The 14,295-nt window shown below is 35.3% G+C and carries 12 protein-coding genes, 1 tRNA gene and 4 pseudogenes; 4 read left to right on the top strand and 13 right to left on the bottom strand.

Annotation, left to right across the window (positions count from 1 at the left end):
* Positions 1–171 precede the first annotated feature (171 nt).
* The 3 genes and pseudogenes from ACFIK3_RS03800 to ACFIK3_RS03810 all read right to left on the bottom strand — a co-directional run.
* Complete coding sequence (locus tag ACFIK3_RS03800) at positions 172–750, bottom strand: SMI1/KNR4 family protein (protein WP_375676275.1); 579 nt, start codon at positions 748–750, stop codon at positions 172–174.
* A 52-nt stretch (positions 751–802) separates the two neighbouring features.
* A complete protein-coding gene (locus ACFIK3_RS03805; RefSeq protein ID WP_375676276.1) occupies positions 803–1,384 on the bottom strand; it encodes an SMI1/KNR4 family protein in 582 nt (193 codons plus the stop codon).
* 48 nt (positions 1,385–1,432) lie between these two features.
* A pseudogene (locus tag ACFIK3_RS03810) lies at positions 1,433–3,481 on the bottom strand (DUF637 domain-containing protein); the annotation flags it as partial.
* A 1,011-nt stretch (positions 3,482–4,492) separates the two neighbouring features.
* Here ACFIK3_RS03810 and ACFIK3_RS03815 point away from each other — a divergent pair.
* Positions 4,493–5,032, top strand: coding sequence for a hypothetical protein (locus ACFIK3_RS03815; protein ID WP_375676277.1), 540 nt, complete (start codon positions 4,493–4,495; stop codon positions 5,030–5,032).
* Here ACFIK3_RS03815 and ACFIK3_RS03820 read toward each other — a convergent pair.
* The 3 genes and pseudogenes from ACFIK3_RS03820 to ACFIK3_RS03830 all read right to left on the bottom strand — a co-directional run bounded on the left by ACFIK3_RS03820 (position 5,016) and on the right by ACFIK3_RS03830 (position 6,540).
* Entirely contained in the window at positions 5,016–5,873 is an 858-nt protein-coding gene (locus tag ACFIK3_RS03820) for a hypothetical protein (protein ID WP_375676278.1), read from the bottom strand. The two genes, ACFIK3_RS03815 and ACFIK3_RS03820, sit on opposite strands and share 17 nt — an antisense overlap.
* Before the next feature lie 245 nt (positions 5,874–6,118).
* Positions 6,119–6,425 (bottom strand): annotated as a pseudogene (locus ACFIK3_RS03825) (BrnA antitoxin family protein).
* Entirely contained in the window at positions 6,403–6,540 is a 138-nt protein-coding gene (locus ACFIK3_RS03830; RefSeq protein WP_375631040.1) for a hypothetical protein, read from the bottom strand. Before ACFIK3_RS03830 ends, ACFIK3_RS03825 begins: the two are co-directional and overlap by 23 nt.
* A gap of 375 nt (positions 6,541–6,915) precedes the next feature.
* On the opposite strand from ACFIK3_RS03830, the gene ACFIK3_RS03835 reads away from it, so the two are divergent.
* Positions 6,916–7,131 carry a hypothetical protein gene (locus ACFIK3_RS03835; protein WP_375676279.1) on the top strand — a complete coding sequence of 72 codons (216 nt, stop codon included), beginning with the start codon at positions 6,916–6,918 and terminating at the stop codon, positions 7,129–7,131.
* Here ACFIK3_RS03835 and ACFIK3_RS03840 read toward each other — a convergent pair.
* The 6 genes from ACFIK3_RS03840 to ACFIK3_RS03865 all read right to left on the bottom strand — a co-directional run bounded on the left by ACFIK3_RS03840 (position 7,101) and on the right by ACFIK3_RS03865 (position 12,494).
* Positions 7,101–7,667: a biotin transporter BioY gene (locus ACFIK3_RS03840; RefSeq protein ID WP_375676280.1), complete on the bottom strand. Its 567-nt coding sequence runs from the start codon at positions 7,665–7,667 to the stop codon at positions 7,101–7,103. The two genes, ACFIK3_RS03835 and ACFIK3_RS03840, sit on opposite strands and share 31 nt — an antisense overlap.
* A gap of 257 nt (positions 7,668–7,924) precedes the next feature.
* Positions 7,925–8,482, bottom strand: coding sequence for a biotin transporter BioY (locus ACFIK3_RS03845; protein ID WP_375676281.1), 558 nt, complete (start codon positions 8,480–8,482; stop codon positions 7,925–7,927).
* Positions 8,479–9,135 carry an energy-coupling factor transporter transmembrane protein EcfT gene (locus tag ACFIK3_RS03850; protein WP_273790433.1) on the bottom strand — a complete coding sequence of 219 codons (657 nt, stop codon included), beginning with the start codon at positions 9,133–9,135 and terminating at the stop codon, positions 8,479–8,481. Before ACFIK3_RS03850 ends, ACFIK3_RS03845 begins: the two co-directional genes overlap by 4 nt.
* Complete coding sequence (locus ACFIK3_RS03855; RefSeq protein WP_273790432.1) at positions 9,132–9,812, bottom strand: energy-coupling factor ABC transporter ATP-binding protein; 681 nt, start codon at positions 9,810–9,812, stop codon at positions 9,132–9,134. Before ACFIK3_RS03855 ends, ACFIK3_RS03850 begins: the two co-directional genes overlap by 4 nt.
* A 40-nt stretch (positions 9,813–9,852) precedes the next feature.
* The gene (locus ACFIK3_RS03860) at positions 9,853–11,280 is read right to left on the bottom strand and encodes an amino acid permease (protein WP_375631049.1); all 1,428 of its coding nucleotides are present in this window, start codon (positions 11,278–11,280) and stop codon (positions 9,853–9,855) included.
* A 1,010-nt stretch (positions 11,281–12,290) separates the two neighbouring features.
* Positions 12,291–12,494, bottom strand: a complete 204-nt coding sequence (locus ACFIK3_RS03865; RefSeq protein ID WP_375676282.1) for a SlyX family protein — start codon at positions 12,492–12,494, stop codon at positions 12,291–12,293.
* Between the two features lie 455 nt (positions 12,495–12,949).
* Here ACFIK3_RS03865 and ACFIK3_RS03870 point away from each other — a divergent pair.
* A tRNA-Thr gene (locus ACFIK3_RS03870) sits at positions 12,950–13,025 on the top strand.
* 87 nt (positions 13,026–13,112) lie between these two features.
* Here the strand turns inward: ACFIK3_RS03870 and ACFIK3_RS03875 are convergent.
* Positions 13,113–13,315, bottom strand: a pseudogene (locus ACFIK3_RS03875) (helix-turn-helix transcriptional regulator).
* A 274-nt stretch (positions 13,316–13,589) separates the two neighbouring features.
* Between ACFIK3_RS03875 and ACFIK3_RS03880 the strand changes: the two are divergent.
* Positions 13,590–13,777, top strand: a pseudogene (locus ACFIK3_RS03880) (hypothetical protein).
* The last annotated feature ends 518 nt before the right edge of the window (positions 13,778–14,295 follow it).

Below are 14,295 nucleotides of genomic sequence, written 5' to 3' on the forward strand. Positions count from 1 at the left end.
ACGTTATCACGATAAGGCTCCCAGCCCAGTCTTTTTAAAATCTCTGTGACATCTTTAGTTTGCATCATGAATCACTTATCAACCAATTGTGCAACATCATCTAAGGTATAGGTTTTCATAGATGATCCTCAAAACTTGCGTTATAAACGCTCCATATTTCCTCTATCAATTTCACCTCTTCCATAGTTTTTTCCAAAAACTCTTGTAAAAAGGTATAGGTTGCGGAGTGGGAGTGTTCTCAATCTTTTCAATCGGTTGGTCACCATCAGGTATCTCAACTCCCGCGTGTACTTTAATTCTTTTGCATAGGAATTCATAAAAATTACTTGCGTAATATTCGCAATCTTCAGATGGAAGCATGACATAAAGTGGGCATTCACCATCCCGAAACTGCGTATAATCAAAATAAAAGGTTTCATCAAGATCATAACTCACAACGAGCTGTTCTGGTGTCGCAAAACCATCTTTTCTATCGAGTAAGTTTTGGTAAACAATATCACCAGCAGGAATACCTTCCCCACAATCTCCATAAAGGCTATAAATTTCTTCACCACCAATTTCCCCTCCTACATATTTTTTTAAAAAAACTTTGTAAGACGATGTGAATTTCAAATCCAAAGCTTTCTCTGCCTTTTCAATCACAAGATCATCAACCGCATTTTTTTCAGTACCAAAATTGATAATATCATCATCATATTTATTAACCTTATCAATTAATACTGCAACATCAGCTAAGGTATAGGTTTTCATAGATGATCCTCAAAACGTGCGTTATAAATGCTCCATATTTCCCCTATCAATTTCACCTCTTCCATAGTTTTTTCCAAAAGCTCTTGTAACAAGGGATAGGTTGCGGAGTGGGAGTGTTCTCAATCTTTTCAATCGGTTGGTCACCATCAGGTATCTCAACTCCCACGCTTTCTTTAATTCTTTTGCAAAGGAATTCATAAAAATTACTTGCGTAATATTCGCAATCTTCAGATGGAAGCATGACATAAAGTGGGCATTCACCATCCCGAAACTGCGTATAATCAAAGTAAAAAGTCTCACCAAAATCTGTTCTACTTACGATAAGCTGTTCTGGTGTCGCAAAACCCCTTTTTCTATTATTTAAGTTGCGGAAAACAATATCACCAGCAGCAATACCTATTCCACAATCCCTATAAACGCTACAGATTTCATAACCTCCAATTTCTCCTCCTTTATAATTTTTTAAAAAACTCTTATAAGAAGATGTAAATTGTAAACCGAGAGCTTTCTCCGCCTTTTCAATCAGTAGATCATCAACTGCATTTTCTGCAGTACCCAAATTGATAATCTCATCATCATATTTATTCACTTTATCAATTAATACTGCAACATCAGCTAAGGTATAGGTTTTCATCAATTATTCTCCAAATTTCTTTTTTCTCTTTTCATCAACCGTAGAGCATTATTGCCGATGCTCCTGTCCCCATCTATCAAAATCTATCCCTATGATACTCCATTTCATATCAATTAGTCCTCCTAAATTATTGTTTGTTTGTTCTCTATATCCTTTAGCGCGTTCCTTCCAATATTCCTCTCTCCACTTACCAAACTTTTCTCTCTCTATAAGCGATTGATGTGTTTTGGGATTATCATGAATCACAGAAGTATATTTTTTATGAGATTCATGGCTAATTTCTGCTATGGGACCCTCATGCGTTTGTGAGAGATGATGCAGCTCAACTGATTCACCATCATATCCTATAGGTGCTCTTCCTGTTTCCATTCTCTCAATATTGGTGCCCCATACTTCTTCCCCTTTTACTGTCCAACTAACCATTTTGTCAGGATCAAACAAATCGTCTCTCTGATAGGCTTTGTTAGTCTGTCCAAATTTGCTATCGGTAAATTTAGTGGGTTTCTTTTTTAACCAAAGCGTTTTTTCTTTAGCAGCAAGTTTAGTTAGTTCTTTCTTCGCCGCAAGTTTGTCAGGATCTCCCTGAGCTGCAAGTTTGGAAAGATTTTTCTTGGAAGCGAATTGGGCAAAATCTTTCCTAGCAATGAACTTGATCACAGCCTTTTCGCCAAGCTTTATGGCTCCCTTGGCTGCTCCAGCAACTCCTGTCATTAGGGATGCTGTTTCAGTCAATAATTTTCCAAATTCAAGTCCAGCTTTAAAGGATCCACCAGCACCGGCTCGCTCATATTCCTCCTCCATTTTATTAATGCGATCTACATAGGACTGTCCAAGGGTCTGACCAATTGTCGCCAAAATCTCACCACTGCTGAAAAAATCTTTGAGCGCTTTCAAAGTCTCTTCGGGATGTTTGGCTAGTTGCCAAAAACCATCAACCGTATCGTATATTTCAGCCGGTACACCAGCTACTATACCAGCCCCAAAGCTTATATCTTGCCCTGTACTAATCGCAGTCCACTTCGCAGACACTTCTGCTGCACATAAAAAGTCAGGACACTCCTTTAATTCTTTCTCCATCTGAGCTTGTTGCGCACTGCTGAGGTAGTTATTTGCAGCGGCATTACCAGCGGCATCAGCGCCGGCATCAACATTGCCACCGGCAAGGGCAGCGGCATTACCAGCGGCATCAGCGCCGGCATCAACATTGCCACCGGCAAGGGCAGCGGCAACGCCCCCGGCAGCCCGTGCGACATCAATGGTGTGGTCTCTAAAGTCAGCAAACTGCGCATCAATCTTTGCGTTTATACGCGCTTGTTCTTCTGCCGTTGGAATACGACCATCCAATGCTGCTATTTCTTTTTGTATAAATTGGGGGACCACAGTTTAAACTGGAGCATAGCAGTGGCTTCGCCCACAGGCACCGCCGATAGCACCGGCAGAGCAAGCACCACTCGCAACCGCGCCTTTTAAACAGCCAAGACCAGCGTGGGCAACGATCTGTGTGACCGTGTCTATTTTGCCTTCTGCCTTGGCGGTACCGATTTCTTCTGCCAACGATTTGCCAACTGTATCAGACAGGGCAATGCGCAGATTGTTAAAAAAGTTCTTGTCAAGAGAGCCGCCCTCAAGAGCCGTTTGCACGCCTGTGCCAATGGCGGCTTTGATCAAGTTCTTTTTCGCTTCAATGGCGATACGATCGACAAAAGGAGCGGTTTTTGGCAAAGATTGTCCAACACCTGCCATTTCCGTTATTTGACTGGTTAAGCCCGCCATTAAAATCGATGAGACAATGCTGGGAACATTCTTTGAAGAGCCAAGCTCATGCAAGGCGCCGGCAATGTTGCCGCGATTATTGACAAGAGCCACAGCGCTTTTGTTAATCAGTGCTTGGACACCTGCCTGTATCGCCGCATTCATGGCGGTACTCGAGCCAAGCCCCAAAGCACCGGTAATGGCACTGGCAGCGCCCGAGGCTGCTCCGCCCGTAACCGCCGTGACAGCCAAAGCCACGAGAGCCGCACCGGCTTCTGTCAGCCCTTGGGCTTTATAATCCCAGTCTTTAAATTCAGCCTTAACTTCTTGCCAATCAACTTTCCTTACAAATCTTAATCAACCCAAAGTAATAGCCTGAAATAGCCGTGTGTCGTATGGAAAATTAAAAACAAAAACCGAATGAAGAAAATGCACTTGAGACTTGCATATGGCTTCACAGGTTTATTGCTGTAAAAGCTTCAAATGATGATATCTCTAATACTTTTCGCTTGTTCTCTTGTGGTAGCTTCCACACGCGAAAATATATGGACTATAATACCTCTTCTCAAGCTTATCAAACTGAACTCAAAGGTATTTCCTTATTGATTTTGAAAGAGTCCTTAAAACGCATTTTGCAGAGCAACGTAGAAAGCATGTCTAAAAAAATCATTCCAAGAGCAACAGATTTTTCTAAGTATTGTGAAGAGATTGAAAAAGACCTTCTTTCACGCACCAAAACTCTTCATGAACTAATGATAGGAGAGTTTAAAATAGATTTCTAAAAAGTAGCAAAATAGTGAAAAGTGCTGATCATTTTTGGATTGGATATGCATTTAAAGAGTGATTAAAAAGTTTTTTTAATGTACAATATATTTCTAGAAGCTAAAATAGCTCTATAGTATCAAATTTATAAAGTAAATAAATCCATTAATACAAATTAAGGATTTTAGGATACGCGAATTTCAAAATATTTTTTTTTAAAACATGAGTAGCCAGCATCAGCTCAAAAAATGTTGCGGCAATTATGATTCCCTTTCGTGTACTTTTGAAATAACAGAGCTTTTCTTTAATCTGTATGAAAGGGTTGCCAGTGCGATGGGCTTTGTTGAAAGGTGGATTTGGGTATCAAAATGCAAGCAAGAGTTTGGGATTATGGAGCCCTGTGTTTAAAGCTATCATCAACTATAGATAAATCATAGACGAGGTTAACTAAAATATTAAAAGCAACTGGATGCAATAGAAGACATTGCTATTAAAAGAAAAGCAAATGCTAAAAAGACTAAAAGGTAGTTTGTGTTTTTATATCAGAAAATAATTTAAGAAATTGAGATCATAATTTTTTCACAGGAAATAAATATGTTTACAGATAAGAAGAGAAAAGCCTTGTTTGGCGTTATAATTTTTATATTTGTATGTTTTTTAGGAATAAGAAAAAATCTTGACTTTATTCAGGGTATTTTGACATTCGCGTCTATTTCTTTGGTGATCGTAACAACTGTTTTTGCAATTTTATGCAATTCTAATATCCCTTCTGAGTTGCAAAACAACCCACAATATAAATGCGGCAATACAACAGGTTGGAAGACATTAACATGTGAGTTACATCAGTATATGCACAGTCTCCTAAAGTTAATAATTTTAGCGCTTGTCGTTTTAATTTTCCCAAGTAGTTATAAAGAAACTGTTTCTTTGCCTGTCATTTATAAGTACGTGGAGCACAAGTTTTCTTTTTCATTGGATACCGTACTTTGGTACTTAGATATTGCTCTTGGATATTCAAATATTATACTTTGGTACTTTTTTTTAGTCTGTGTATTCTTCCTTATGTTGCGTACACGCAGTTTAATAAATATATCTATTTACACGCTACAGTGCTCTATTAAAGAGATACAGTAAAACTTACGATTTCATGCTTTAATTTTTCTTTTATATGACCTTCATTATACATACCATTATCATTTTTACTTGTTTTAATAGCAAATTTATGTTGAAAAGTTTCAGTATTAAAGATTATATCAAAATTATTATGTGTCTTTCCAACAAAACTTATGTTTTTAAATGCTGGATTTAATTTATATTTTTTAAAAAGATTCAAAAAATAATTCTTTAAATTATTTTTTTCTTTAAATTTGATACCCAAGTCAAGTTCCATTTCAGAATAATCATCCGTGGGAAATTCACCTAACAAAAGTTTAGCCATCTTTAGCAAGTTGTCTTCTGATTGCATTGCAAAAAAATCTAATTGTTTTGGTTGTGTATATTTCAGTTTTATTTCTTTAATTAAAAGCAATTTTTTTTCGAACTCTTCCTTACCAACAATATCAGGTGAGATATCAATCGTTTTCGGGGGAAAAGATTTTTTGTAGTGTAGCTGCAAGAATTTGTTTAACTCTTTATTTGAAGAAAAAAGAGTAAACTCTATAGGAATCAAAATTCCAAAATATTGCTTATTCTGTTCAACATATTTTCTAGGACGTGGGTTAGGAATATTCTGAAAGTCGTTTTCAGAATCAATCACTTCTGGGTTATAAGGACTATTTTCTCCCGTTAAAACATAAATCCAATAGCAGATCTTCGAGTTCACAGAAAACTTTTCAATTATTAAGGTAACACATTGATTATCACGGTTAAAACGGTATGCTCCTTCCTCTAAAAATTTATCAACACCATTTATATTGACTAATTCTGAGGCTGGATCTATTTTATATTTATAAGAAAGGAAGTTAAGGGTATTCATAAAGTTAACATAATTACAATGTCTATAGTCTTATCGGGTGGTAGATGTTGCCCAAGTTATCTTAGTGATTATGGGAAGATAGTGTATCCAAAATATATTGTATTGTTTAGAATCAGTTAGTTAAAGATCGAAGCTATAAAATTTTAATTGCAAAAGCAATACGAATTTTAGAGAACTCTGCAGTGAGAGCTGCTTAGATTTTTAGAATATGGGCCCCCCTTTCCGGCTTTTAAGTGGAGGAGAAATCAGTGCATTGAACGAAGCATAGTATCACGTAAAATGGCGTTAATACGCATTTGATATCCTTTCCCTTGACTTTTAAAGTCACGCTAGAACGTCTGAATCCACACGCACTGTTGTAACAGTTTTGGGTGGTTTATAGAATGGATTGCGAACGGCATTTTTCCAGAACGCATCATTGAGTGACGGAATATCTCTATAATCAATTGCATTGTCCGGCATTACAGCCAGTTTATCAACTTCAACTCTCTGTTCATCTGTCAAAGGTGATAAGTTACCTACCTCAATTTTATAACGAACTTTCTTCTTTATAAAGTTTACTCTCTTTCAAATTGGCTCGCCGTGCTGAAATAATACGGATTACCTCTATGCCATTTTTATCGTCATGGACAATATGCGCTACGAATAGTAATAAAAAAACATCCATGAGCCATAAAGCTTGCTAACCATACTCTCCATTTTCAATACGGTCTTGTTTAGCCATGGAGAATGGATCAGAAAAAACATATGCAGCTATTTCAAAACTTTACACGGTGCTTTCTAAGATTACTTTTTGTTTTAGCTTCATTCCATTCAAATCTCATTTTTATACCTTATATTAATACATTTATAAGGGCACTATATACATCAAGAGTTTTTAGATGAACACTAAATTATCCATGTTTTTGTACAATTAATATAATTTAACACTTTAAAAATTAGTGATTAATTAACTAAAAATATTAAAAAAATAATAAATTATTCTAAGGCTTTATGCATATAGTATGCAAATCGAATAAAACTTACAAGCCTGTTGAATAAAATGATATTAATTGGCTATTTAGAGGCTGCTCCTGAAAGAAAAAAGAATTTTGGTGCCGAAACATTCAATTTTCGTATGGCTACCTCTGAGGGCTATGCAGATAAAAATACCAATAAAAAAGTGACAAAACAAAATGGTATTCCGTGGTGCTTTTTAATCTACATACATTTGGAAAAACTTGTTCTTCAGTACAAAATTGCCCCTTTTTCCGAATGAATGAGAGGAACGGTTTTTTTTATGGTCAACGCTACAAAGGATGCAATCAGCACTTTCAAGAAACCACTAACCAAAAAACCTAATGAACTTATTAAAACTGTCAGCAAAGGAACCTGTGTCATATACGCTACCCATGGTATTCCAAAAGAATAGACTATCCCAATGCCACCCACAGTATTTATCACAAATAATATTATAAAATTTAACCGCTGCCAAAATAATTCTACCATAAAGCCAATAAAAAATGCAGCAAATGGAAAACTAATCAGATAACCACTCGTAACTCCTGAAAAAACACTAATTCCACCACGACCACTAGGCAATAGAGGTAACCCAATCGCAATAAGAACAAGGAAAAGAAGTGATGCTAACGCTCCCCTTTTTGCTCCAAGTATAGAGCCTGCTAACATCGGAGCCATAGACTGAGCTGTAATAGGGACACCCAGCAAAAAAGGAAGATAAAGAGGAGGAAAAAGACTCAAAACAGCGTAAATAGCGGCAAATAAAGCAATATAAACCAAATCTTTTGTATTCACTGAATTATTCCTTCACTAGGGAAAAGCTTTCGTTATTGTTGTACAATTAATAAAAAGTATCAGATTTATAAAAATACACTTTAAATGCCTTAGATATAGAGAAAAATATTATAATAATTTATTTTAATAATATTACTTATATAAATCATATTAGATTCTACAATGTTTAATTATATCATAAATTACTATAGTTAAATTCAATAATAGTGATATACGAATATTATATAACAACAGCATAACAAAATAATACATTTATTTTAGTTATTATGCTTTGAATGCATGAGAGGAACAGATCTTTTAATCGCGAGTGCAATAAAGGATGCAATCAACGCTTTTAAACAATCGCCTATCAAAAAAACTGATGAAGCCATTAAAACATTCAGTAAAGAAACTTTGGTCATATACGCTGTCCATGGAACCCCAAAAGAATAAACTATCCCAATGCCACCAAAAGTATTTATCATAAATAATGTTATAAAACTTAACCGCTGCCAAAACAACTCTACCATTAAACCAATAAAAAATGCGGCAAATGGAAAACCTATTAAATAACCACTTGCAATCCCTGAAAAGACACTGATTCCACCACGACCACCAGACAACAGAGGTAATCCAATCGCAACAAGAACAAGAAAAAGGAGTGACGCTAAAGCACCCCTTTTTGCCCCAAGTATAGACCCTGCTAGCATCGGTCCCATCGATTGAGCTGTAACAGGTACCCCTAGAAGAAAAGGAAGATAAATAGAAGGGAAAAGGCCCAAAATAGCATAAATAGCGGCAAATAAAGCAATATAAACTAAATCTTTTGTATTCATTTAATTCTTCTTTTACTATAAAAACTCTGATTATTACGAGATGCTGTATCAATAGTATCAGCATCATAAGAACGCGCTTCCAATGCTTCAGCCACTTCTGACGCCATTCTTATGGTCCGTATAATTAAAGGTATCGCAAGAGCAACAATGTTAGTATTAAGTCCCCGTGCTTGCTGTGCTTCATGTACCTCATTAAACTTTTCACTCAAAAGAGGAATAAACCTGATCGCCATAGAGATAACCATACTCACTTTTGATGGATTTATACCAAAACAACGAAAGGGCTGGAGGCCTGCTTCAATTGCATCCACCATATCTGACACTTTTGTTGTGAATGAAATAACTGATGATAAAGAAAAGAGGATAACAAGACGTAATATGACCTCAACCCCCGTAAGCCAACCGCTAAAAATAGTTTGAAATACAAATAGAAGAACTAAAAGCAATCCCATCGATTTAAATTGCTTTATCACAGTTTTGAAAGGGATCTTGGCGACTCTATAGAATAAGATGACAAACAACAAAAATAAACCAAGAAGCGCTATGGAAGAAACCATTATTATAAAAGTTCCACACGCCGTAAGAAATAATAACTTAACTCCAGGCCTTAACCTATGAATAAATGTATCCCTCGGAATATATAAACCGATCATGACATTCTTCTTATATACTCCTTTATAGCAACAAAAGGTACATCATCAATTGCTATCTCCCCCTTATCAAAAACCAGCACTCTATCAAACTTTTTCAAAAACTCTAAATCATGCGATACAACTATTGCAGTTTGTGGTAATTCTTCTATCACTTGCGTAACGCGATGCTTATTTCGCAAATCAAGTAATGTCGTCGGCTCATCAAAAATAATGTAGTCTGGTTTCATTGCAACTACACCGGAAATAGCAACGAGTTGTTTTTGCCCACCACTTAATAAATGGACAGCGTGATTTCTGAAATCTTGAAGTTCATAGCGCTGTAAAATTTCATCTACACGCTCCTTAATTTCATCTTTATTAAGCTTTAAATTTTTGAGACCAAAGGATAAGTCCTCTTCAACTAATGGTAAAACAATCTGATTATCTGGATTTTGAAAAACAAATCCAACTTTACGCTTTACTGCTTTTGCATCGCGTTTTGTATCAAGCCCATCAACGCTTACAAAACCATGAGATGGTAATTGGAGCCCATTAATAAGACGAACAAATGTACTTTTTCCAGAACCATTCGCACCTATAATAGCAATTCGTCTTTCGGTAAGCTGTACAGTAATATTTCTTAAAACACACAAATCACCAAAAACTTGTGTTACCTCATCAAATTTTATAATCCCCAAAGTTTATTCCAATCAATCCCTTTTATTAGCTCTTCTTTCTCTATCGTTTCAGTTTATAACCTAAAAGTAATAACAAGCACCATAGAGGAATAATAATGACTGCCAAACTCATATCAGGCATCTGTACAGGAATATATGTTTCAAGAAAAGGCACGCTTATTCCTATCATATCAAAAAGTCGAGTCATCAATCCATTTTGCCCAAAACCACTGACAAACATAATGCAAAACAATAAAGCAAGAAAGCTGAGGCAAAGATAGTTAGCGTAAGGATATAAACCAAATGCATAAATAAAATCGCCCTTTCTGTTCTTATATGCATTGCGAAATTTCAAATGAACAATAACAATAATAGCCCAAGTAATCACTGCTGCTGCAGTTGCAAGAGCCATGATCCGCATGAAACTATTATCAGGAACAAGAGCATTAACAACGACAATCAACGCCGTACATAATGATGAAAAAAGGATAGCAATATAAGGAACACGAGCAGCACTCAGTTTACTAAAAATATGTGGTGCATTTTTTTGTACAGCTAAACTATAAAGCATACGGCCATTAGAATAAATGCCACTATTGTAAACAGAAATAGCAGCCATAATCACCACAAAATTCAAAATATGACCAGCAGCAGGAATTCCTATAGTCTCGAAAATTGTGACAAAAGGACTACCATTTTTTCCAATCATATTCCAAGGGCTGATTATCATAATAACGCTGATAGAACCAATATAAAAAATTATAATCCTCCACATAACTTGACGAATAGCCGCTGGAATTGTTTTTTGTGGATTAGATGCTTCTCCAGCAGCAATACCAATAAGCTCCGTTCCTCCAAAAGAAAACATTACTACAGAAGTTGCTAAAACAACCCCTACTGCTCCATAAGGGAAAAAACCGCCATGGTCCCAAAGATAATGAATATTCGCTTGATTTTCCCCTAGTCCAGTGACAATGAGAAAAATTCCCAAAATAATCATACCAATAACAGCAGCCACTTTGATCAAAGCGCAAACAAATTCAAATTCTCCATAAAAACGAACATTAAACAAATTAACAAATGTAACAAATAAAAGAACAATGAAAGATGTCTTCCAATGATCAATCAAAATCCAATGATCAAGGTAAAACCCTATCACTGTAAGTTCAGCCATGCTCACAAGAATATAAAGAAACCAATAATTCCAACCTGTTATGAAACCAGCTAATCTCCCCCAATATTTATAAGCAAAAAAACTAAATGCTCCTGAAGACGGTTCTTCTACTGACATTTCACCAAGCATTCGCATAATGAAATACATAATAAGCCCGCCGACAAGATAAGATAAAATAACTGAGGGACCAGCTAATTGAATTGCCTCGGTTGACCCATAAAAAAGTCCCGTCCCAATAACGCCACCCAAAGCAATCATTTGAACATGGCGATTTTGAAGGCTACGCTTCAATTCCTCGTGCTTTTTTTCAGACATCATGCCTCACTACTTTTGTTGAACTTAACCTCAACTTTTATTGAAAAATTAGGCACCTCTTTCAAAAAACACAAAACAAACGTAAACTTATTTTCTCATCATAATGCAACTCCTCATTTTTTTGTGCATTATACGTATGTCCCGTTGAAGTTTTAAGAAAAAATATGCTCCACCCTTTATTTAAATTAATGTCCTTCATTTTCGTTACACTAACCATTATAGCATTGGTCATTGATAACGCACACTCTGTAATCACATCACATTGGACAACAACCCCCTTTAATAAAATTTTAATAAACCTTCTGCAAACAGATATCTATCACCTTAATCAATCTCTATGCAAGGTAATGCCTGATTTTCTGTCCTCAATTTGCATTACTCTCACTTATTTACCCGCATGGTCTATCTTTGGTGCTTTAGCAATAGTATTTTGTATCTTAAATTACGAAAAACAAAAGCCTTTTCACAAAATATCATATACATATAACGAAGAGTACATTTGATCTTGAAAAAAACTTCTAGAGCTCTCTGTCCTATAACATAATCGATGTCGCTTAAAACCCCTCACTCTATAAAACAACTGAAAATCACTTGATCATCAGAACAAATTAAAACGCTTTATTATAAATATAGGCGCTCACTTATGATTTCTATAGATAACGATAACATCACTTCATTTGTATCAATTTAAAAAAATTAGCGAATAAATCTACCTCCCACCTATAAGAAAACTCTGTACAGAAAAAACTTAAAATATTGCAGTTCATATATTTTTCTATGGCTGCTTCTTTATACTCTACAAAAACTTTTCTTAATTTTCGTACTAGAAACCCCATATAAAAAACGTCTTCTAATATCAGCTCTCCTTATAAGATTAGAACTTATTAGAATTAATGAAGAAGCTTATAAAAATTATTCTACAAGTCTAACAAAATGCGTGAAATAAAAACTCATCTGTAAATATCTGTAAATAATTGCAATTATGATAAAAAATATTTCGCACCTTCTCCCTATTGAGAAAATGGTAAGATAACAGCTTCAGTAACACTCTGTTCTTTTAAATCTGAAAATCGTCTCGCTAAAATATCAACTTTTTTAGATATCTCATCCAAACTTTTCCATTGATTAATTACCTCTCGAGAAAGTTCTTCAATGAATTTTTCTTGGTAAGCTAGCTTCATTTCTAGTTCTATCAGCCGATCTTCATCCGACATGATTTTTACTCCCTCTTAAATAAAAAAACGTGATTAATTTTATTAATCCTCCTCCCTTTTTCTTCCCATAAAAATGAGAAGTAACTTTTAAACTAATTCTACTCATCTTATTTGCACATTATAAAGGGTTTATGATGATCTTTATTTTCCCAATCACTTATGCAACAAATTTCTTTCTCAAGAACCAGAAAATGTTTTTATCTTTACTAAGATATCGTGACACCATTTTTCATCCTAAAGATCTATATTCCCAGCTTCTTAATTTAAGTGTTATCGTAAATTGGAAAGCATTTTATAGCATTAAGGTCAAAGAATACTTTCCTCTGACTTTTACATACTTCTCCTTCAAATTATTATCATATTTATAAATTATTGAAAAAATGCATTCTTGCTTTTATACGTACTTTTAGCTATTACCCTCAAATTAGTTTTGTTTCATTGACTTACAAACCTATGCCGCATTAGCTCAGTTGGTAGAGCACATCATTCGTAATGATGGGGTCGCTGGTTCGAATCCGGCATGCGGCACCATTTTATTTCTTAAACATATTGAAATATATAGATTTTTTCTTTAAATGGCCATTTTCAGACCACCTTTTACAGTTTGTATAATTTTATCTAATTTGTTCTTATTTTCTCCTTATTTTTCGTTGAAGTGAATGCTAAAATCTCTTTTTTCCTTCACCTTACTGCTCTCCCTAGCTTGCATGGCTTTGGAAATACACCTGAGGCATCTAATGGCGAATCGTTGTTGTGGATACACTAAAAAGCTGTGTACATTCACGGATTGTTACATATCTATCGCCATCATCAAATATCATTTCATTGCCTTTCTCTTTTTTATGTTATGTAAATGGCTGGGGGGCTAGGAGGAGAGAACTTCCTATATCTTCAAGCGGCTTTTTGTCAAAATCTTTTTTGTCTCTTGTGCTATTGCCTCTAAAAAGATTTCAATAGCTTGATTGATTTGCTTAAGACGCTGCTGGAAACGTAGCCAATACAACACCAGACAAAGGTGATACCATTGGACCCGAACACCCCACAAAATGCTTCATATGAAAAAGACAAAAGCGTTATTCATATGGAAAAAAATATCTGACGGTGAGGTCAGCGATCATAGCAGCTTTTCTTATAGCTTTAGTCAAAGCCTTTTTTCTTGGGAAAAAAGTTGAGAAGCAAAAGCAAACAAAGGAAGCTTTCAAGATAGCGACAACACGGCTTGAGATAGAAAATGAAATTAATAGAAAAGTGATGCTGATGTGCGCACTAAGCTTTCTAGCTAGTTGCGCGACGAATGAATGAACTTCTTGTATTGGATGGCTGCCAATTTATTTGAATCGACAAGATATCAATGTCATTAGTCCAAATTTGGCGAGAGATATTTTAAAACATAATGAACAAGGTGAACGTTTATGTGATTGGAGACATAAACGGAAAATAAAGTGATAAAAATATAATTTCTCTGAAACATCTATCAATGAAAAGATTTAAAAGAGGTGGATACATTCAGATTAGAAAGTAAAAGCACTTAAAGGATTAAAACACTCTGGTGGTCGATTGGGTTTAATTAGAGTGACTAAGGGACGTTTAAGTTGAAACTAAAGGATTCAACAGGTTATATTTGTGTAAAATGATTAAGTCTATTGATGTATTCTAAGGGCATCTTTGTTATCTTATCAAAAGAAGATGAGAAAAGATTTTATGGATAGCACTACTATCGTCGTTCAAAGAACTGATCATACACAAAGGTTCTGTTTTCAACAAAAATAATATCTAGGAGCCGGATGCTTGAAGAAAAGCA

Source organism: Bartonella sp. CB10SXKL (assembly GCF_042195515.1).
Lineage (GTDB): Bacteria > Pseudomonadota > Alphaproteobacteria > Rhizobiales > Rhizobiaceae > Bartonella.